Origin of the sequence: Prochlorococcus marinus str. MIT 0919, assembly GCF_027359375.1 — a bacterium.
Classification (GTDB): Bacteria; Cyanobacteriota; Cyanobacteriia; order PCC-6307; family Cyanobiaceae; genus Prochlorococcus_D.
Map to the genome: position 1 here is coordinate 1,327,986 of NZ_CP114779.1, position 19,437 is coordinate 1,347,422.

Sequence of the window (19,437 nt, forward strand, 5' to 3'; positions counted from 1 at the left end):
CCGTGCCCAGAAGTAATAACAAAGACAATTTCCTGGATAAAGCTTTCACAGTAATTGCTGAAGGGATTGTTAAGATGATGCCAATTGCTGCAAAAGAGAAGCAGGCATACATTTATTACAGAGAGGGCTTTGCAGCTCAGAATAATGGCGATTATTCAGAAGCACTTGAGAATTATGAGGAGAGCCTGAAGCTAGAAGAAAATGCCGTTGATAGAGGAGAGACTCTTAAAAATATGGCAATTATATATATGAGTAATGGAGATGAAGAGCGCGCTTTAGAAACCTATGTTAAAGCTCTTGATGAGAACCCGAAGCAACCTTCTTGTTTGAAAAATATGGGATTAATTTATGAAAAGCGAGGAAGGTTGGCTCAACAAAAAGGAAAGCAAGATGAAAGTGACATATGGTTTGATAAAGCGGCAGAAGTTTGGACTAAAGCAGTCAGACTTTATCCAGGAGGTTATTTAGATATAGAAAATTGGCTTAAAACAACTGGCAGGAGTAAAATAGATGTGTACTTATAAATGGAAGATACTAGTCTTTTAAGTCAAAAGTAATTGTTATAGCTTCGTTTATTGTTGATGCTTCAAATACTTCAATATTTATCTCACTATCATTAACTATTCTTTTTGATTTAGGAATTATAGCGTGTTTGAATCCTAATTTTTCGGCTTCTTTTAACCTTAGTGGCATTTGACTGACACTACGAATTTGACCTCCAAGACCTATTTCTCCAAGCATTATTGTATTTTTTGGTATTTTAATGTTTTTGTAACTTGATATTATTGCAGCTGCAATCCCAAGGTCTGCTGCAGGTTCTTCTACTTCTAAACCTCCTGCTACAGCTAAATAACAATCAAAACGCGATAAAGCAAAATTCATATGTTTTTCTATTACTGCAAGAATTTGGTGCAATCGGTTGTTACCAATTCCAGTAGCAGTCCTTCTAGGGGACGCATAGGTTGTTTGATTGATTAAAGCTTGTATGTCTATTGCAAGCGGTCTTGTGCCCTCACAGGCCACAATAGTGGCGACTCCAGAGGCTTCTTCTGCACTAAGAAATAATTCGCTTGGATTTGTTACTTCTATTAGACCTGTGCCTTGCATCTCGAAGACTCCAAGTTCATTAGTTGCCCCAAACCGGTTTTTTACAGCTCTTAATAGCCTATGACTTGCAAAACGATCACCTTCAAAGGTTAAAACTGTATCCACAAGGTGCTCCAGGACTTTTGGTCCTGCAAGCATTCCTTCTTTGGTTACATGACCAACAATTAAAAGGGTCATATTTTTTCTTTTTGCAAGTGTTTGTAAGGCTGCAGCACATTCACGGACTTGAGTAATGGAACCTGGTGTACTTGAAATAGTTTCATCATGCAAAGCTTGAATACTATCGATAATTGCTACTGAAGGGCTGAAGCTTTCTAGTTCTTGGAGTATTAACTCAAGATTAGTTTCAGAAAGAATATGCAGATTAGAATCGTCTTTTTTTAATCGATTCCATCGAAGCTGTACTTGACTTGCAGATTCTTCAGCACTTACATAAAGCGCACTACTTTTTTGGGCGATTTCTGTTGCTGTTTGTAAAAGCAATGTGCTTTTCCCAATCCCTGGATCTCCTCCAATTAGAACAAGAGATCCAGGTACTAACCCTCCTCCTAATACGCGGTCAAATTCGATATAACCACTAGCAATTCTTGTGACAGCACTTTTCTTGATTGTTGAAATTTTTTCAGACCTCTTGCTATGACTAGCTTTCTTATGAGCAGTAAATTGATTTCTAGCTTTCGATGAAGAAATTACTTCTTCAATAATTGAATTCCATTCACCGCAATTGGGGCATCTTCCAAAGAATTGCGGCGTATTTACACCGCATGCCTGACAGATATAAAAAGTACTAGTTCGTTTCACGAAGTTGTGTAAAGAAAGTTGCGTGTAGTTGAATAAGGTTGACTTTTAGACTCTTTTTTAAGGTTTGTCTAAGATCGATTCCTTTAGCCGTATAAGCCAAAGATCAAATGACGGCAACAAGTCAATCTAAAGAAATCATTCTCGTGGCCGACGATGAGGCGAGTATCCGGAGGATTCTGGAGACACGCTTATCGATGATCGGTTATCAAGTTGTAACAGCATCGAATGGGAATGAGGCTCTTGAGAAATTTCGAAATCTGGAACCAGATTTGGTTGTTCTTGATGTAATGATGCCAAAGCTTGATGGTTATGGTGTTATTCAAGAATTACGCAAAGAATCTGATGTCCCAATAGTTATGCTTACTGCATTAGGTGATGTTGCTGACAGAATCACTGGGCTTGAGTTAGGAGCCGATGATTATGTGATTAAGCCTTTTAGCCCAAAGGAATTAGAAGCTCGTATTAGATGCGTATTGCGAAGGATTGAGAAAGAACATATAGCAGGATTACCTAATTCTGGAGTTATCCAAGTTGCTGCATTTAGAATAGACACTAATAAGAGAAAGGTTTTTAGAGGAGATGAGCGAATAAGATTGACTGGAATGGAGTTCAGTTTGCTGGAACTTTTAGTTAGTCGTTCTGGAGAACCTTTCAGTAGGGGGGAAATCCTTAAAGAGGTTTGGGGATATACACCTGAGAGACATGTGGATACTCGAGTTGTAGATGTTCATATTTCTCGGTTGAGATCAAAATTGGAAGATGACCCTGCCAATCCTGAGTTAATTCTTACAGCTAGGGGAACGGGTTATTTGTTCCAGAGAATTGTTGACCCAATGTCAGCTGATAAAGCTTAATAATTCTGTGGAAAATGATTCTCGCTTTAAAACCAATCGCCCTAGAGCTATTAGGAGATTAGTTATTTGGTATCGCCGTAATTCGGCTGTAACAAGCCTTGTAGACACAGCTGCAAGTTCAGCTTCGGTTGCAGGGAATGTTGCGGGTTCAGTTGTTTCTAGTGCAGGCTCAATGGCTAAAAGCACTCTTCAACCATTAGTTTTTGACCCGTTAAGAAGGTTGCAAGGAGTAGGGACAGATTTAGACAAAACCCTCATTGAAGATTCTGAAAGGATTTGGGTGGCTGTTGATGGAATGGGAGGAGACCAAGCCCCAGGTCCTATTTTGGAAGGTTGCCTTAAAGCAATAGAAAGGCTTCCTTTAAGGATCAAGTTTGTAGGAGAAATTAAGAAGATAAATGCTGCTGCAAAAGAAATGGGAATAGAGAATTTGCTAAACCACTCAGTATCTGAAGGATTTTTAGAACTTATTCCTAGTGGACCATCAGTAGGAATGGATGAAGAAGCTACTGTTGTGAGACGCAAAAAGGACGCGAGTATTAATATCGCAATGGATTTGGTTAAAAAGGGCAACGCCTCGGCTGTCTATTCAGCCGGGAATTCAGGGGCTTTAATGGCTTCAGCTATTTTTCGCCTGGGTAGACTCTCAGGAATAGATAGACCTGCAATAGGAGCTTTGTTCCCAACTAAAGATCCAGGACAGCCAGTATTAGTTCTTGACGTTGGAGCAAATATGGATTGCAAAGCCACTTATTTGCATCAATTTGCATTATTAGGAAACATTTATTCGCGGGATGTTTTGCAAATTGCAGAGCCTCGTATTGGACTTTTAAATATTGGCGAAGAACAGTGTAAAGGCAATGAGCTATCCCTATCAACGTATTCATTATTGGCTAACGAGGAACGCTTTAATTTTGTTGGGAATTGTGAGGGTCGAGATGTTCTTTCTGGAGATTTTGATGTTGTTGTATGTGATGGTTTTACTGGCAATGTACTACTTAAATTTCTTGAATCAGTTGGCAGCGTTTTATTAGATGTTCTTCGAGCAGAGTTGCCTAGGGGTAGAAGAGGGAAACTAGGCTCGGCATTTTTAAGAAATAATCTTAAAAGAATTAAAAAACGTTTAGACCATGCTGAACATGGAGGAGCCCTTTTGCTTGGTGTTAATGGAATTTGTGTGATTGGGCATGGTAGTAGTAAGGCATTGTCAGTTGTAAGTGCTCTTAGGATTGCTCACTCTGCTTCAAGTCATGGAGTTATGGATGATCTGGCTACTCTTAACAACCCTAAGGCCTTAAGCATTTGACTGAAAATAACAGTACCTTTGGAGTTTCGTTAGTATGTAGTGGCAGCGCAGTGCCCGCACAGGTCATTACTAATGATGAGCTTGCCTTAAGAGTTGAAACGAATGATGAGTGGATTAGCAGCAGGACAGGAATTAAGAATAGGCGTGTGCTTGGTCCAGAGGAATCTTTTTCTGATCTATGCCTTAGAGCAGGTGCTTCTGCTTTGGAGATGGCGAACTGGCAACCAGAAACCATTGATTTAGTTATTGTTGCTTCTTCAACGCCAGATGATTTGTTTGGCTCTGCTCCTAGTATTCAAGCCAAATTAGGTGCGAAAAACGCTGTCGCTTTTGACCTTACAGCTGCCTGTAGTGGCTTTTTATTCGCCTTGGTTACAGCAGCTCAATTTTTGAGAAACGGGTCTATGAAGCGTGCATTGGTAATTGGAGCAGATCAGTTATCTAGTTGGATTGATTGGGATGATAGAAAAAGTTGTGTTTTATTTGGGGATGCAGCTGGTGCAGTTGGTATCGAATCAGTTCAAAGTGAATGTGATGACTTGATAGGTTTTAAACTTAGATCGGATGGCAGTAGAGGGAATTGTTTAAATTTATTGGAGAAAAGAAACTTTAGATCTTTAGTGAATACCACCATGAATCAAGAAGGTGGATTTTCTAATATTCAGATGAATGGCCAAGAAGTCTATAAGTTTGCTGTTCGAGAAGTGCCTGTCATCCTAAAAGATGTATTAGAAACAAGTGGAATAAACCCTGAGAAATTAGATTGGCTTTTATTGCATCAAGCTAATAAAAGAATTTTGGATGCTGTAGCAGATAGGCTGAAAATTTCGCATGAGAAAGTTCTTAGTAATCTTTCCAAGTATGGAAATACTTCGGCTGCAACAATTCCACTCATGCTGGATGAAGCTGTTAGAGATGGAAGAGTTAAACCTGGACATTTAATAGCTAGTAGTGGCTTTGGTGCTGGTTTAAGTTGGGGAGCGGCTGTATTTCGATGGCATGGTCCTACTTAATGACTCAATTGTTTGTTTCTTAGAGGTTTTATGACTTTTGCTTGGGTTTTCCCTGGTCAAGGTTCACAGAAACTTGGCATGGCTGATTCAGTGCTTTCACTTGATGGAGCGCCAGAAAGGTTTGACCTTGCTTCCCAAATCTTAGGTAGGGATTTATTGAAGATTTGTACTGAAACAGGTTCGCCTAATAAAAAGATCGATGATTTAAATGACACTCGCAATACTCAACCTGCACTTTTTGTAGTTGAGTCATTATTAGTTGATGAATTGAAAAAACAGGGTTCACGGGCTTCATTGGTAGCGGGTCATAGCCTTGGGGAGATAGTTGCTCTCTATGCAGCTGAGGTGTTTGATTTATCAACTGGATTAAATTTATTGAAATCGCGTTCTGAATTAATGTCAGCTGTCGGGAATGGCGCAATGACGGCTGTCTTAGGTTTTGATCAAAAGCAATTAATAGATTTGGTGCAAGAAATAGAAGGTGTTGTAATTGCAAATGATAATAGTACTGATCAAGTTGTTTTATCAGGCAAACCTGAATCAGTTGAATTGCTTGTATCGAAATTAAATTGTAAAAGATCTGTGCCTTTAAAAGTTTCTGGAGCATTTCATTCTCCATTTATGGAGCAGCCCTCACAAGCATTCTCTCAATTGATAGATCAAGTAACTTTCAATGACGCAATTTTCCCTGTGATAAGCAATTTTGATCCTACCCCTGAAACAAATGGAGGAGTATTGCAAATGAAATTGAAGCGGCAAATGACTTCAGGTGTTCGTTGGAGAGAAACTATGGATGTAATACAAAACAATTCGATAGATTCTTTAATTGAGATAGGACCAGGGAAAGTTTTAAGTGGACTTGCTAAGAGATCTATATTAGGAATTTCAATTAAGCAAATTTCTTCATTTAATGATTTGGAATGTTGAAACTAACTCGAAATAATTCATTAGCATCAAAACAATCTTTGGTATATAGCTTTGTTAGTTACTGCTTAGTATTTCCGATATTCCGAATATTGTTTAGGGGTCGTATTTTTGGTTTGGAAAATGTTCCTTTAAAAGGACCCTTGGTAGTTGTTGCTAATCATGGTTCTCATTTGGATCCACCAATATTGGGACATGCTTTGGGCCGGCCTATATCTTTTATGGCTAAAGCCGAGTTATTTGAGATCCCATTTCTTGGTAACATAATTCGAGCTTGCGGGGCATATCCAGTAAGCCGAGGAGCTAGTGATCGAGAAGCACTTAGAATAGCTACTGGTCGACTTAAGCAAGGTTGTGCTACAGGTGTTTTTTTAGATGGAACTAGGCAAGACAATGGAAGAATTAATGATCCTATGCCTGGAGCAGCGTTATTAGCTGCAAGAAGCTGTGCTCCACTACTTCCAGTAGCTATTGTGAATAGTCATCGAGCTCTAGGTAAAGGGAGATTATGTCCAAGATTTACTCCTATACATATACGAGTAGGACCAGTCATAGCAGCTCCAGAATCACGGAAAAAGACTAATTTAATCGAAGTAACTCAACAATTGCAAGAATCAATTAATGCAATGCTTGATCAGGGAATGTTGTTATAAATATACTTAAAAAATTGCAATTTTATTCTACAAACTCAGCCTTGAGTTTTTCAGGGAGAATATTTTTTAAATCTTTCCCTGTGACAACCCAAGTAATAGAGCGAATTATATCAATATAATACTTTTTTTGAGATTCTTTTTTGCACTTATGTGCACATGGTATTGAAATACTTTTTAGCTTAATTCCTCTACTTCCAGCTATAATCTTTCCAACTATGATTGCTCTATCAATATGGTCTTCACTTGTAATTAGAAAAATATGGTTAATATTATCGCTAGATAAATCATTTACTAAGGAAGTGAAATTACCCAAGGTGTCCTGAGCTCGATAATCTCTTCTAATTAATTTAGAAGGCAAACCTTCCTTTTCTGCTAACCATTCAGAGTACTCAGGGTTGCTGCCTCCGCTAATTATTATTGGAAGATTTAATTTTTTTGCCATTTTAAACCCAGCCTTTTCTCTATCGATGTCCCCTCCTAATACTAATATTAGTTGAGCTTCTTCCTTATTAAAGATGCTGCGTAAAAAAGGCCTAAATGTTCCTTGAGTTACAAACAAGAAAAATATAAATAAACCAATAAAATGAAAGTATTTTTTTCTCACTTACTATTAGAAATTGGTGATATTGGGTAAATTGGTAGTACTTCAGACCAATGGTTTTCATTCTTAATACTATGTGATTGTGCTAATATTTCTAGCAATTTTCTAATGTCTTCTAAGATGTTGTCACTAGCATTTAAGGATGGGCTTATTTCTGTACCATCTGGGATTAAATGTGGTTCTTCTAACTCAATAATGTCAAGTTTATTATTTTCTTTCGCCGGATTAATAACTTTATACTTACCTGCTATTACACCATGTCTTGGAAGTACTTTTTTGATCCAAAAAAAACTATTTATTTTGTGATTTTCAAGGCTTTTTGCATGTCTTGCTGCCATTAAAGCAAAGCTACTGACGCCCTCGAGAGGACAATTAATTTGTTGGGCAAGTGTACGTGCCATGGCAACACTCACTCTTGTTCCTGTAAAACTGCCTGGCCCTTTTGAAACAGCGATTCTTGCAATTTCCATCCAAGATTTTGTGGGTAAAATGCTATCTACATAGTCAAATAAATTGTTTGATAATTCTCTTCCACCATCAAAAGAAGCAATCTGTATCTTTTCCTGAGGATTTTTTAAATCTATTATCCCTACCCCAAACTTTTCTGAAGAGCTGTGGAGTCCCAGTAGATATCGCTTTTCATTCTTGAATGACATTCTGAGCTTAAGAAGGTAGCTTTTGACCAGGTCTTAATCGTTGCCATTTACCCTTGTCTTCTTGGAAACTTTTACAAGCTCTTACGTCCCATTCAATTGAGCTTCCAGAATGTACATCCTTAACAATTACATGAATTGATGGATTATTCCCTTGAAAATCAGGCGAGGAGGTTAGGTGCTCAGCACCATGCTGTTTTTCGACTGCGTGATACGTCTTACATCTATCTATCCAGTAACAGTTCACACAAATACACATGTTTTTAGAGGGACTTAATTTGTTGGAATTCAGGAAGGATCATAGTTTGCTTGCGCAATCTTTAAGTGAAAGACTGGATTTTTCGAGATGGCCTGTCAGTTTAAAGGATCTTCCTATCGGTTCTGCCTTGGTTGGTGGTTCAATAAGAGATGCTTTACTCAACAGACTTCAGGATAAGCCAGATCTTGATCTAGTAGTTCCTTCTGACGCGATTAAACTTGCTAAGCAATTTGCTGAAGGAATAGGTGGGACTTGTGTTGTTCTCGATGAGACAAGAGATATAGCTAGATGGGTAATCAAAGAATGGACAGTTGATTTTGCTAGTCAGATAGGTACTTGCTTAAAAGAAGATTTATTGCGAAGAGATTACACAATTAATGCAATTGCTTTAGTGCTTTTACCTGAACCTCAAATATTGGATCCAACTGGAGGGTTGATTGACTTAACTAAGAAACAATTAATTGCAGTTTCAGAGCAAAACTTAATAGATGATCCTTTGAGATTATTAAGAGGTTTTAGATTTCTTGCAGAGTTAAATTTCTTTTTCGATAATCAAACAAAATTTTTTTTAGAATCTAATGCACATTTACTTAGGAGAGTTGCAAGGGAACGAATTAAGGGCGAATTGGAGAAATTAATTCAAGGTATTTGGGCTGATCAAGTAATCCCTTCATTGAACAAATCTCGACTTTTAGAGCCTTGGCAGGTCTTAGATCAACCTCAAAATGAACTAATTGAACTTTCGCCAAATTTTTCTGCCTTTAATTCAACAGAGCTTGAAATAGGTCTGCCTTTAATTCGCTTAACAAAATTATTAAGTGATCAAGGGTTAAAAGAGTTAAGTTTTTCTAGAAAAAAATTACAAAATTGTCATCTTTTACGTTACTGGCAATTGAAAAATGATGGCTTTGCTTTCGAAAACCTTAGCGAAAATGATCGTTTTAGGTTACATAAGGATTTAGAAAATATTCTTCCTGCATTGATTTTAGGACTGTCTTTTCGTGATCAGAAGCTTTGGCTAAAACGCTGGAGAGATAATGATGATCCACTTTTTCACCCGTCATGCCCATTGGATGGAGGTGCATTGCAAAAGATCATTAGTGCATCGGAAGGACCTTGGATAGGGGAATTAATAAATCTGATTTCTCAAGAAAAAGCATTTGGACGTTTAAAAACCGAAGAGGAAGTATTTCAATTTGCTCGTTACTGGTGGGCACATAACAAACCTTTTTGTGATTAACTACACCTAAGGAAGTTCTTTTTCCCCTGATGAGGTCCATTTCCCATATCCCTTTCCTTTCATGAGTGTTCGTCTTTACATCGGTAACTTGCCGCAAAATTTAAAGATCAAGGAGCTTGAAGAACTCTTTGCAACTGTTGGGAAAGGCATTCGGTTTAAAGCCGTACTAGATAGAGAGACCAAAGCTTGTAGGGGATTTGGATTTGCAAATGTAGAGAATGAGAAGTTGGCTACAGAAGTTATAGAGCAGTTAAATGGGAAGGAATTTAATGGGAATAACTTGAGAGTCGAACGCTCTGAGAAGAAGGAACAAAATAACTCTTCAGGGAGAAGAAATGCTTCTTCCTCAAATTCAAAGTCAAAAGGAAACCGTAAGGATTTCAAGAAAGTCGTTCATAGTGATGCCCCTAATGCTGAAGCTCCTGATCCTAGATGGGCTGGAGAATTATCGAAGTTGAAGGAACTTTTAGCAAATCAGAAAACACCTGTTTAAAAAATAAATAGATCAATTTAGATTGACGCTTTTTACTTAGTTTGTGCAATTAAATAACATATTGGAAGTTCAAGTAACTTTACCCACTTATTTACATAGGCCCGATTGTTAAATACGTCATAATCGAGTCTTTCAATAGCATTTAGAATACCTCTGTATAGCCTTAAAGAAGTCCAAACTGGCCATCTCGCATCAGGAGATAACCATCTAATACCTTCTTCTGAACGAGAGAACCATTCTCTTGCTCGATGCAGTTGGAAGGCCATGAGTTCTTTCCAAGCATCATTTATTTTTCCTTGCAAAAGATCAGTTTCGGAATAGCCAAATCGTTTCAGATCCTCTTGAGGAATATATATACGCCCTCTGGATCTATCTTCTCCTACATCTCTAAGAATATTAGTTAATTGATTGGCAATCCCTAGTGCAACTGCAGCATCTGAAGTATCAGGCCGCTCGCTCCAAGGAGCATTAGTATACGCTTCATCAAGACCCATAACGTTTTGGGTCATTAGGCCAACTGTGCCGGCCACTCGATAGCAATACAACTCAAGTTCTTTAAAGGTCGAATACCTAGTTTTATTGAGATCCATTCGTTGACCTTCAATCATGTCTAAATAGGGTTGAATAGATTGTGGAAAATGTTCAAATGTATCTGACATAACCGCATCTAATTCATCCTTTACTTCCCCTGCAAATATTTTCTTAGTACGTTCTTCCCATGCGTCAAGTCTTTCGGCAAGTTCTTCCACGGATTTTTTTTGTGCCTCAACACTATCCATTAACTCATCAGTTCTTCTGCACCAAACATAAATTGCCCAAATAGCCTTTCTTTTAATGGGTGGTAAAAGTAATGTCCCGAGATAAAAAGTCTTAGCCCATTGTGCTGTCTCTTTTCTACATATTTCATATGCATTTTCAAGGTAAATTAAGTCTTTCCTAGTCATCAACTTAGATTGAGGTAGCCCAGTTCTCATCATTGCAACCCTTCGCCTTCAGGTTTTAGAATATTCAATAGTCTTTCTTTTGATTCATTTATTTTATCAGCACAAAGTTTGCCGCTTAGCACCGCACCTTCCATTGATGCTAAATAACGTTGCATTGTAAAATCACCAGCCAAGAAAAAATTACTTAGTGGTGTTTCTTGGCTTGGACGTAAATCTTGACACCCTGGGACTGCTTTATAAACAGATAAAGGTGTTTTTACTACTTTGGACTTAATCAATGTTGCTTGATTGGATCCAGTGAAATGCATCGGGAAAAGTTTTTTCAGCTCTTTCATTGTTGCCTCTATTATATCTTGATCACTTTTACCAATCCATTCTTTGGCAGGTGCAAAAACAAGCTCTAACATTGATCGATTCTCGTCTGCATACTCTCTGCAGGTATTGCTCATATCTGCATAAACACTAAGTAATTCAGACCTGCTAAATAATAAATGGTCAATATCAGTTAATTTTCTGTCAAACCAAAGGTGAATATTAATCACTGGAACGCCTTTTAGTCCCTCTAATTTTCGGAAAATTTCGAGACCTTTCCAGGAATTGGGAATAATTAACTTAAGTAAATCTACTGGCAAAGCACTTACATACGCATCTGCTTCTAGCTCTCTGATTTCTTCACCATTTAATCCACCAATGCTAAAACTTTTTACGCTAGAATCATCATTTAGATTGATCTTTTTTAATGGAGTATTTGTATAAACTTCTCCTCCTTTAGACTTGATATAATCAACAATTGGTTGGCATAATCTTTCTGGCGGAGCTCCATCAAGGAAAGCCATTTTCGAACCATTTTTTTCTTGGAGGAATCTATTAAGAGCGGTTAATAATACTGTTGATGAAATTTCATCTGGACCAATGAAATTTAAAGCTTTGCTCATAGCTATAAAAACCTCATCATTCACTCTTGATGGAATGTTCTGTTTTTCTAACCACTCACTCCAAGACATTTGGTCGCATTCTTCAACATATTCTTGCCCACGAAGCATTGCAGGTACAAGACCAATGCCAAATAAGATTTTTTCCGACCAACTCAACATATCGTTATTGCCCAAAATAGCTGCTACACCATTCATTGGAGCCGGTAGATCTGGAAAATCAAAACGACTATATGTGCCAGGTTCCTCTGGCTGATTGAAAATCATTGAATGGCTCTTCCATTGCAATCGATCTTCTATGTCCAGCTCTTTGAAAAGCTGCAGCATATTTGGGTATGCCCCAAAAAAGATATGCAGTCCAGTCTCATACCAATCTCCATCTTCATCTTTCCATGCAGCTACTTTCCCCCCCAATACATCTCGAGATTCAATCAGGATTGGTTGATGACCTTGATCGCACAAGTATTTTGCACATGACAGTCCAGCCAATCCTGCCCCAGCAATAACAACTCGCATACTTTTTTTTATATCGAATGCAACTTTAGGTAGAAAAGGGCCCTAAACTTTCTTTATATTGAATTCTTTGTTATCAATATATTTTCATCTGCAGCAGATTTTGACATGACAGATGCCATTCTTAAGTGCACAACAAGACACATTCGAATATTTACCGCAAGAACTGAAAATAGTGATCTAGTCGCAGATGAGAAATATTTGACCTTGGATTTGGATCCCGATAATGAATTTATTTGGAATCAAGAGGTAGTAGATAAGATTAATCAGCGCTTTAGTACTTTGGTTACATCATATTCAGGCAAAGATTTAACTGATTACAATCTTAGAAAAATTGGCTCAAGCTTAGAGGGTTTAATCAGACAACTCCTTCAATCAGGACAGTTGAAATACAACCCAGATTGTCGAGTACTTAATTTTTCAATGGGTTTACCAAGGACCAAAGATTTATTGTGAGTAGACCTCCTTATAGGCGACCAAAATCAGGTCGATTCAATCAGAATTCTCAGAGAGATCGTCAAAGTAGATCTTCATTTGGTAGAGATTCTTCAGGTGGGAATTCGTATAATTATCTTTCCGGAGGTCCAAACTCAGCCAAGACAGGTAATCCAATTAGTTTGAATACAAGCACAATTGCTGTGCTTGCTGGTGTTTTGGTTTTAGGTGTTGGGATTGGGAGTGCCATTACTAGTACAACTCAAGGGGGAGAAGGGAATATTGCAAGTCAGCAACAGCTAGATATGGCTGTTCCAGATCCGGAGTTTTGCAGGCAATGGGGTGCAAGTGCTTTCGTCATAGATGTTGAGATGTATACAACATTGAACCCTTCGACAAGCTTTGTGACGCAACCATCTTTACAGCCAGGATGTGTAATCCGTAGAGAAAATTGGTCTTTGCTTCAAAAGCAAGGAGCAATTACCAATGAGGATGTTAGAGAATGCAAGCAACGTATGAACACCTTTGCCTATATAGGCTCCATAAGAGACAACCCAATTGTGCGATGTGTTTACCAAGCAGATATCAATGACAATAAATTCATAATCAAGGGGGTTGAAGAAGATGGTATTCGTATTAATCAGGAAGCGATTCAATTTTAAATATTTGTAGATTTGTTCTTTAGGGGGCTGTCCCAACTTGCAAAGATAGGAAGTATGTCCTCTGTAAATGCTTCAGCAGCTCTTGAGGTGTATCTGGCGGGATTGCTAATTAATTTAAGTTCTCTTTTAACTACTAAATCTGCGACATTAGGCTTGTGAACAGTGCCAGCAGTCAATTCTCGTTCAATAGAAACAACTGGGAGAAATGCAGCCCCTAACCCTGATTGAACGGCATTTTTAATTGCTTCTAACGAATTCAGTTCCATTTCTATTCGCAAGCGTTGCACATCTAAGCCAGAACTTGTAAGAAGCTGGTCAACAACTTTGCGAGTGGTTGATTGTGTGTCAAGGGTGACGAACCCCAAACGGTACAAATCCTCTTTGGTTAATTCAGGTAGGCGTGATAATGGATGTTTTACAGGAAGTACTAAGGCCAATTCATCTGTTGCATAAGGAATAATTTCAAGAAAGTCTTGTAATTCTGAAGGTAGCTGTCCGCCTATTATTGCCAGATCAATTTGCCCATTTGCGACACTCCAGCCTGTGCGTCTTGTGCTATGGACTTGAAGTTGGACTGATACTTCTGGGAATTTTTGTCTAAATAATCCAATCATTCTTGGCATGAGATATGTCCCCGTGGTTTGGCTTGCTCCAATTATCAATGAACCACCTTTTAGGTTATGTAAATCTTCTAACGCTCCACAAGCTTCATCACACTGGCTAAGAATTTTCTCGCAGTAATTTAGTAATAGTTTTCCTGCTTCGGTGAGTTGAGCTTTTCTACCACCTCTATCGAAAATCGTAATTTCTAGCTGCTTTTCTAAATTTTGTATTTGAAGGCTGACAGCAGGCTGGGTTACATAAAGCTTATCTGCAGCTTTTTTGAAGCTCCCTTCATGCACGATTGCTTTGAGAATTCGGAGCTGATCAAGAGTAAAAGGAAGTTCAGCCATATCGGCTGGGTCAGTTCATCAACAATGATAAAAACTTTAAACTGTAACTGTCGATGACTCAGAATCTAATAATTGTTATAGGGATCTTCTGCCACAAATGTTTTCAGAAGGCATTCATCATTCCAGCTTCATAATGCTGATGCTCTTATTGCTTTTTGCAATTATCCATAGCGGAGGTGCTGCAATCAGGACTAGAGCAGAGTCAATTGTTGGCCCTAGAATTTGGCGTTTGATATTTGCTTTGGCCAGTATTCCTTCAGCAGGAGTATTGATATTTTATTTTTTAGCTCATAGATATGACGGTCTTAGACTTTGGAATTTTCAGGGTGTTCCAGGAATGATTCAATTGGTCTGGGTTTTGACTGCATTTAGTTTTTTATTTTTATATCCAGCTACATACAATCTTTTGGAAATACCTTCTATAGCAAAGCCCCAGGTCAGAATTTATCAAAATGGAATAATCAGGATTTCTAGGCACCCTCAAGCAATTGGTCAAATTATTTGGTGCATTGCTCATGGTTTATGGTTAGGTACGAGTTTTATGATGATTACATCTGCTGGTCTAATCGCTCATCATTTGTTTGCTGTATGGCATGGAGATCGTAGATTAAAGGCAAAATTTGGACATACTTTTGATGAATTTAAAAGAAATACGTCAGTGATTCCTTTCCTTGCGATCATTGATGGGAGACAAAAATTAGAATTTCAAGAATTTTTAAGACCCTCTCAATTAGGCATATGCATTGCAGTGGCAGTGTTTTGGTGGGCACATCGTTTTATTCCAATCGGTACAGAAGTATTTCTCTCTTCCAAGTTGGCAGAACTGCTGACCTGAAATGCCTACACTCACAAAGACCTGAAAGTAAAGGATGCTATCGGCCGCTGAAATTGCATGGTTAATCCCTTTGCTCCCTCTCTTGGGAGCAGTTGTATCAGGCTTGGGGTTAATTAGTTTTAATCGGGCTTTAAACCGATTGAGAAAACAAGTTGCGATTACTTTGCTTACTTGTGTAGGTGCTTCTGCTGTATTGAGCTATGCAGTGTTAATTCAGCAGATATTTGGTGATTCCCCTGTTGAACATTTATTTGTATGGGCTAGTGCAGGAGACTTCACTCTTCCTATGGGATATGTGGTGGATCCTTTGGGAGCTGTAATGCTGGCTTTGGTTACGACAATAGCCCTTTTGGTAATGATCTATTCACATGGCTATATGGCTCATGATGAAGGATATGTAAGGTTCTTTACTTATTTGGCTTTGTTCTCAAGTTCAATGCTCGGCTTGATAATTAGTCCGAACTTGTTGCAGATATATGTTTTCTGGGAATTAGTAGGAATGTGTTCTTATCTGTTAGTAGGTTTTTGGTACGACAGAGATGGTGCTGCCCATGCTGCTCAAAAAGCTTTTGTAGTTAATAGAGTTGGTGATTTTGGTCTTTTGTTAGGGATACTTGGCTTGTTCTGGGCCACAGGAAGCTTTGATTTCAATGGAATTGCAACAGGATTATCAGAGGCGGTTTCTTCAGGCACTGTTCCGGTTTGGGCAGCGTTGACACTTTGCTTTTTGGTCTTTATGGGACCCATGGCTAAATCTGCTCAGTTCCCTTTACATGTTTGGTTGCCTGATGCAATGGAAGGACCAACCCCAATATCTGCCTTGATCCATGCTGCAACAATGGTTGCAGCTGGTGTTTTCTTAGTTGCAAGACTGGAGCCGTTATATGCTCAGTTTCCTTTTATAGGTTTATTGATAGCTGTTTTGGGAACAATTACATGTTTCCTTGGTGCATCAATAGCTCTAACTCAGATGGATCTTAAAAAAGGTCTTGCTTATAGCACTGTTTCTCAACTTGGATACATGATGCTTGCAATGGGTTGTGGAGCTCCGGTAGCTGGCATGTTCCATTTGGTAACGCATGCCTTTTTTAAGGCAATGCTCTTTTTGGGTTCAGGTTCGGTAATACATGCGATGGAAGAAGTGGTTGGCCATGAACCCATTCTTGCTCAGGATATGAGGTTGATGGGTGGATTGCGTAAAAAGATGCCTATAACTGCGATTACTTTCCTTATTGGATGCATCGCAATAAGTGGCATCCCTCCTTTGGCAGGGTTTTGGAGCAAAGATGAAATTCTTGGGCAAGCTTTTAATAGTTATCCACTTCTTTGGGCTATAGGTTTCTTAACAGCAGGTATGACAGCTTTCTATATGTTTAGGCTCTATTTCTTGACCTTTGAAGGCTCTTTTAGAGGTAATGATGAAGAACTGCAAAAATCTTTACTGGCGTCTGCAGGAATAGAAATAGAAGAATCTGAACAACATCATGGAGGAGAAATTCATGAATCTGGATGGCCGATGACAATGCCATTAATTACTTTGGCTATTCCTTCAGTATTCATTGGTTTGCTAGGTATTCCCTGGAATAGTTCCTTTGCAAAATTATTGAATCCCTCTGAGGCAACAGAAATGGCGAAGAATTTTAGTTGGAGTGAATTCTTACCTCTCGCAATAGCTTCTGTAACTATTTCTGCATTAGGGATCTCATTAGCAATTTTAGCTTATTACTTCAATCGTATTAATCTTAAAAAATCAGTTGCAGAAAGGTTTCCTTCTATTAATGCATTCTTTTCAAATAAATGGTATTTAGATGAGATTAATGAAAAAATCTTTGTTCGTGGCAGTCGTAAACTAGCTCGAGAAGTTTTAGAGGTTGATGCGAAAGTTGTAGATGGTGTAGTTAATTTAACTGGACTTTTAACATTAGGCAGTGGAGAAGGACTGAAGTATTTCGAGACAGGGAGAGCACAATTTTATGCATTGATCGTTTTCGGAGGTGTTATAGCTTTAGTTGCTTTATTTGGCGTTCTTGGAACATAGGCTTCTTCTATTGGTGATTTGTGTGTGTCATCCCCTATCGATTGGATGCCATAGCTGTAAGTATTTCTACACTCCAAAAAGTGGGCTAATTCAGCAGTGTTTGAAAGCGTGTCTATTTTCGTTTGGGCAACTACGTCTTCCTTGGTTCCTGAACCAATTAGTGCTGACTTCCCTTGGCTAAGCCTTTCAATTCTTTTTCCAATAGTTGGATCTTTACTTGTTCCATTTATTCCTGATGAAGGAGATGGGAAACAAGTGCGGTGGTTCGCATTAGGGATAGCACTTACTACGTTTTTAATTACTGTTGGTGCTTATCTGAAAGGGTACGATCCATCTCGTGAAGGTCTTCAACTATCAGAGAGAGTTGAATGGCTTCCTGATTTAGGACTGACTTGGGCTGTTGGTGCTGATGGCCTATCAATGCCCTTAATACTTTTAACTAGCTTTATTACTGCATTAGCTGTTTTAGCTGCATGGCCAGTCAGCTTTAAACCAAAATTATTTTTCTTTTTGATTCTGGCAATGGATGGTGGACAGATAGCAGTTTTTGCTGTCCAAGATATGCTTCTTTTCTTTTTGGCATGGGAATTGGAGTTGTTACCTGTTTATTTGTTATTAGCGATATGGGGTGGAAAGAAAAGACAATATGCAGCTACAAAATTTATTATTTATACAGCTGGGAGCTCTTTATTTATTCTTTTAGCGGCTCTTGCTATGGGGTTCTTTGGTGATGGAGCTCCAAATTTTGAATTCACTCATCTTGCTAATCAAGACTTTGGCACAGGTTTCCAATTATTGTGCTATTCAGGATTGCTTATAGCCTTTGGAGTAAAACTTCCTGTAGTCCCTTTGCATACATGGTTGCCGGATGCCCATGGAGAAGCAACAGCCCCAGTTCATATGCTGCTTGCAGGGATTTTATTGAAAATGGGTGGCTATGCGCTCTTAAGATTTAATGCACAATTACTTCCCAGTGCTCATGCACAATTTGCTCCATTATTAATAGTTCTTGGAGTAGTCAATATTATTTACGCTGCTCTTACCTCTTTTGCACAGCGTAATCTGAAAAGAAAAATTGCATATAGCTCTATTAGCCATATGGGATTTGTCTTGATAGGTATAGGGAGCTTTAGTTCATTAGGAACAAGTGGCGCGATGTTGCAAATGATTAGTCATGGCTTGATTGGTGCAAGTTTATTTTTCTTAGTGGGAGCTACCTACGATCGGACTCATACTTTGCAGCTTGATGAGATGGGTGGAGTAGGTCAAAAAATGCGTATTATGTTCGCTTTGTGGACTGTTTGCTCGTTAGCTTCTTTGGCGCTTCCAGGAATGAGTGGATTTGTTTCAGAATTAATGGTCTTCACAGGGTTTGTAACTGACGAAGTTTATACATTACCCTTCAGGATTGTGATTGCTGGTTTAGCAGCTATAGGAGTCATCCTTACTCCCATATACCTCTTATCAATGCTCAGGGAAATCTTTTTTGGTAAAGAGAATGTTGAGTTCTTATCAAGTAGAGAGCTTGTTGATGCTGAACCTAGAGAAGTTTATGTAATAGGCAGTCTGTTAGTACCGATAATTGGAATTGGTTTATATCCAAGAATAATGACTGAAACATATACAGCTTCAATTGATGGTTTGGTTGCAAGAGACTTGGCTGCAATAGAAAGAATTACAGAAAAAGCAGATAATATTTCTGCTAGCAGGAAATTTTATTTGTCATCTAATTCGGCTCCTGCCATATAACCCTCTTTAAAACCGCTCTTTAGTTAAAAATGAAGATCTCAAAACTTAGGAATACTTTTTTATTGCAATAAAAATTCTTTTACTTAATTTTTATAAGAACTATTTTTTCTTGATGAGACAAATCAACTTTGCGGTGATGTTTGGACTTGCCTTGCTTACCGTTTATTTCACATTAGAGAACACAGCTGCCTCCACAGTGCATATTCTTCCAAGCTTTTCAGTTTCCCTTCCGCTAGCAGCTCTTCTGCTTATAGCGGCCGGTGTAGGAGCTTTTGGAGCCTGGCTATTTGCAGGGTGGAGCGTAATGCTTAGGGATGTTGATGCAAGAGAAATTGAGAGCTCAAAAAAACGTATTCAAGAGCTTGAAATGGACTTAACAGTGACTTCAGGGAGAAAAAAGATTTTACCTTTTATGAAATTTGCAACTGGTAAAGATATCGATAAAGATGTTGCTTAAGAATTTTTTCTATAG

Annotated in this window: 21 protein-coding genes; 14 read left to right on the forward strand and 7 right to left on the reverse strand. The window is 38.4% G+C overall.

The window, feature by feature from the left end; all coding sequences use genetic code 11:
* Positions 1-2 precede the first annotated feature (2 nt).
* The gene (locus tag O5635_RS07245) at positions 3-524 is read left to right on the forward strand and encodes a photosystem I assembly protein Ycf3 (protein ID WP_036901661.1); all 522 of its coding nucleotides are present in this window, start codon (positions 3-5) and stop codon (positions 522-524) included.
* Positions 525-534: 10 nt separating this feature from the next.
* Here O5635_RS07245 and radA read toward each other — a convergent pair whose 3' ends face one another.
* Entirely contained in the window at positions 535-1,908 is a 1,374-nt protein-coding gene (radA, locus tag O5635_RS07250) for a DNA repair protein RadA (RefSeq protein WP_036901659.1), read from the reverse strand.
* 107 nt (positions 1,909-2,015) lie between these two features.
* Here radA and rpaB point away from each other — a divergent pair, with 107 nt between their 5' ends.
* From rpaB to O5635_RS07275, 5 genes are read left to right on the forward strand one after another with little or no spacing between them, the layout of a single operon-like run.
* Complete coding sequence (gene rpaB / locus O5635_RS07255; RefSeq protein ID WP_036901656.1) at positions 2,016-2,762, forward strand: response regulator transcription factor RpaB; 747 nt, start codon at positions 2,016-2,018, stop codon at positions 2,760-2,762.
* A 7-nt stretch (positions 2,763-2,769) separates the two neighbouring features.
* On the forward strand, positions 2,770-4,068 hold the full coding sequence (gene plsX / locus O5635_RS07260; RefSeq protein ID WP_052042793.1) for a phosphate acyltransferase PlsX: 1,299 nt from the start codon (positions 2,770-2,772) through the stop codon (positions 4,066-4,068).
* Positions 4,065-5,081: a beta-ketoacyl-ACP synthase III gene (locus O5635_RS07265; RefSeq protein WP_036901653.1), complete on the forward strand. Its 1,017-nt coding sequence runs from the start codon at positions 4,065-4,067 to the stop codon at positions 5,079-5,081. The genes plsX and O5635_RS07265 overlap by 4 nt, the downstream gene beginning before the upstream one ends.
* Before the next feature lie 30 nt (positions 5,082-5,111).
* Positions 5,112-6,008: an ACP S-malonyltransferase gene (gene fabD / locus O5635_RS07270; protein WP_036901652.1), complete on the forward strand. Its 897-nt coding sequence runs from the start codon at positions 5,112-5,114 to the stop codon at positions 6,006-6,008.
* Positions 6,002-6,658 carry a lysophospholipid acyltransferase family protein gene (locus O5635_RS07275; protein ID WP_052042790.1) on the forward strand — a complete coding sequence of 219 codons (657 nt, stop codon included), beginning with the start codon at positions 6,002-6,004 and terminating at the stop codon, positions 6,656-6,658. The genes fabD and O5635_RS07275 overlap by 7 nt, the downstream gene beginning before the upstream one ends.
* Before the next feature lie 22 nt (positions 6,659-6,680).
* Here the strand turns inward: O5635_RS07275 and O5635_RS07280 are convergent, their stop codons facing one another.
* The 3 genes from O5635_RS07280 to O5635_RS07290 are packed head-to-tail and all read right to left on the reverse strand — an operon-like array spanning position 6,681 to position 8,171.
* Positions 6,681-7,217: a YdcF family protein gene (locus O5635_RS07280; RefSeq protein ID WP_241462941.1), complete on the reverse strand. Its 537-nt coding sequence runs from the start codon at positions 7,215-7,217 to the stop codon at positions 6,681-6,683.
* Between the two features lie 41 nt (positions 7,218-7,258).
* Entirely contained in the window at positions 7,259-7,915 is a 657-nt protein-coding gene (gene tsaB, locus O5635_RS07285; protein ID WP_036901649.1) for a tRNA (adenosine(37)-N6)-threonylcarbamoyltransferase complex dimerization subunit type 1 TsaB, read from the reverse strand.
* Positions 7,916-7,922: 7 nt separating this feature from the next.
* Positions 7,923-8,171, reverse strand: a complete 249-nt coding sequence (locus tag O5635_RS07290; protein WP_036901645.1) for a Ycf34 family protein — start codon at positions 8,169-8,171, stop codon at positions 7,923-7,925.
* A gap of 22 nt (positions 8,172-8,193) precedes the next feature.
* Here O5635_RS07290 and O5635_RS07295 point away from each other — a divergent pair, with 22 nt between their 5' ends.
* Both O5635_RS07295 and O5635_RS07300 read left to right on the forward strand, forming a co-directional pair.
* Positions 8,194-9,411 carry a CCA tRNA nucleotidyltransferase gene (locus O5635_RS07295; protein WP_241462940.1) on the forward strand — a complete coding sequence of 406 codons (1,218 nt, stop codon included), beginning with the start codon at positions 8,194-8,196 and terminating at the stop codon, positions 9,409-9,411.
* Between the two features lie 61 nt (positions 9,412-9,472).
* Positions 9,473-9,904, forward strand: a complete 432-nt coding sequence (locus O5635_RS07300; protein ID WP_036901640.1) for an RNA recognition motif domain-containing protein — start codon at positions 9,473-9,475, stop codon at positions 9,902-9,904.
* 32 nt (positions 9,905-9,936) lie between these two features.
* Here the strand turns inward: O5635_RS07300 and O5635_RS07305 are convergent, their stop codons facing one another.
* Both O5635_RS07305 and pds read right to left on the reverse strand, forming a co-directional pair.
* Complete coding sequence (locus O5635_RS07305; protein ID WP_152557288.1) at positions 9,937-10,848, reverse strand: phytoene synthase; 912 nt, start codon at positions 10,846-10,848, stop codon at positions 9,937-9,939.
* A 29-nt stretch (positions 10,849-10,877) separates the two neighbouring features.
* On the reverse strand, positions 10,878-12,296 hold the full coding sequence (gene pds / locus O5635_RS07310; protein ID WP_036901635.1) for a 15-cis-phytoene desaturase: 1,419 nt from the start codon (positions 12,294-12,296) through the stop codon (positions 10,878-10,880).
* A gap of 105 nt (positions 12,297-12,401) precedes the next feature.
* Here pds and O5635_RS07315 point away from each other — a divergent pair, with 105 nt between their 5' ends.
* Together O5635_RS07315 and O5635_RS07320 are read left to right on the forward strand one after the other, a co-directional pair.
* The gene (locus tag O5635_RS07315; protein ID WP_036901633.1) at positions 12,402-12,749 is read left to right on the forward strand and encodes an NAD(P)H-quinone oxidoreductase subunit M; all 348 of its coding nucleotides are present in this window, start codon (positions 12,402-12,404) and stop codon (positions 12,747-12,749) included.
* Between the two features lie 155 nt (positions 12,750-12,904).
* Positions 12,905-13,390 (forward strand): DUF3172 domain-containing protein, encoded by a 486-nt coding sequence (locus tag O5635_RS07320; RefSeq protein ID WP_241462950.1) that lies wholly within the window; start codon positions 12,905-12,907, stop codon positions 13,388-13,390.
* Here the strand turns inward: O5635_RS07320 and O5635_RS07325 are convergent.
* Positions 13,387-14,343, reverse strand: a complete 957-nt coding sequence (locus tag O5635_RS07325) for a LysR family transcriptional regulator (protein WP_036901629.1) — start codon at positions 14,341-14,343, stop codon at positions 13,387-13,389. The genes O5635_RS07320 and O5635_RS07325 overlap by 4 nt on opposite strands.
* A gap of 97 nt (positions 14,344-14,440) precedes the next feature.
* Here O5635_RS07325 and O5635_RS07330 point away from each other — a divergent pair, with 97 nt between their 5' ends.
* The 4 genes from O5635_RS07330 to O5635_RS07345 all read left to right on the forward strand — a co-directional run bounded on the left by O5635_RS07330 (position 14,441) and on the right by O5635_RS07345 (position 19,422).
* Positions 14,441-15,178: an NnrU family protein gene (locus tag O5635_RS07330; RefSeq protein ID WP_036901628.1), complete on the forward strand. Its 738-nt coding sequence runs from the start codon at positions 14,441-14,443 to the stop codon at positions 15,176-15,178.
* A gap of 34 nt (positions 15,179-15,212) precedes the next feature.
* Complete coding sequence (locus O5635_RS07335) at positions 15,213-17,216, forward strand: NAD(P)H-quinone oxidoreductase subunit 5 (protein ID WP_036901626.1); 2,004 nt, start codon at positions 15,213-15,215, stop codon at positions 17,214-17,216.
* A 108-nt stretch (positions 17,217-17,324) separates the two neighbouring features.
* Positions 17,325-18,965: an NAD(P)H-quinone oxidoreductase subunit 4 gene (locus tag O5635_RS07340; protein WP_081934273.1), complete on the forward strand. Its 1,641-nt coding sequence runs from the start codon at positions 17,325-17,327 to the stop codon at positions 18,963-18,965.
* Between the two features lie 112 nt (positions 18,966-19,077).
* Complete coding sequence (locus tag O5635_RS07345; protein ID WP_036901623.1) at positions 19,078-19,422, forward strand: lipopolysaccharide assembly protein LapA domain-containing protein; 345 nt, start codon at positions 19,078-19,080, stop codon at positions 19,420-19,422.
* Positions 19,423-19,437 lie beyond the last annotated feature (15 nt).

Coding starts and splice junctions, on each gene's coding strand:
- O5635_RS07290 (WP_036901645.1), bottom strand. CDS start 8,171: ATGTGTATTTGTGTGAACTGTTACTGGATAGATAGATGTAAGACGTAT.
- O5635_RS07275 (WP_052042790.1), top strand. CDS start 6,002: ATGTTGAAACTAACTCGAAATAATTCATTAGCATCAAAACAATCTTTG.
- O5635_RS07330 (WP_036901628.1), top strand. CDS start 14,441: ATGTTTTCAGAAGGCATTCATCATTCCAGCTTCATAATGCTGATGCTC.
- tsaB (WP_036901649.1), bottom strand. CDS start 7,915: ATGTCATTCAAGAATGAAAAGCGATATCTACTGGGACTCCACAGCTCT.
- fabD (WP_036901652.1), top strand. CDS start 5,112: ATGACTTTTGCTTGGGTTTTCCCTGGTCAAGGTTCACAGAAACTTGGC.
- O5635_RS07345 (WP_036901623.1), top strand. CDS start 19,078: ATGAGACAAATCAACTTTGCGGTGATGTTTGGACTTGCCTTGCTTACC.
- O5635_RS07305 (WP_152557288.1), bottom strand. CDS start 10,848: ATGACTAGGAAAGACTTAATTTACCTTGAAAATGCATATGAAATATGT.
- O5635_RS07300 (WP_036901640.1), top strand. CDS start 9,473: ATGAGTGTTCGTCTTTACATCGGTAACTTGCCGCAAAATTTAAAGATC.
- O5635_RS07325 (WP_036901629.1), bottom strand. CDS start 14,343: ATGGCTGAACTTCCTTTTACTCTTGATCAGCTCCGAATTCTCAAAGCA.
- rpaB (WP_036901656.1), top strand. CDS start 2,016: ATGACGGCAACAAGTCAATCTAAAGAAATCATTCTCGTGGCCGACGAT.
- pds (WP_036901635.1), bottom strand. CDS start 12,296: ATGCGAGTTGTTATTGCTGGGGCAGGATTGGCTGGACTGTCATGTGCA.
- O5635_RS07315 (WP_036901633.1), top strand. CDS start 12,402: ATGACAGATGCCATTCTTAAGTGCACAACAAGACACATTCGAATATTT.
- O5635_RS07335 (WP_036901626.1), top strand. CDS start 15,213: ATGCTATCGGCCGCTGAAATTGCATGGTTAATCCCTTTGCTCCCTCTC.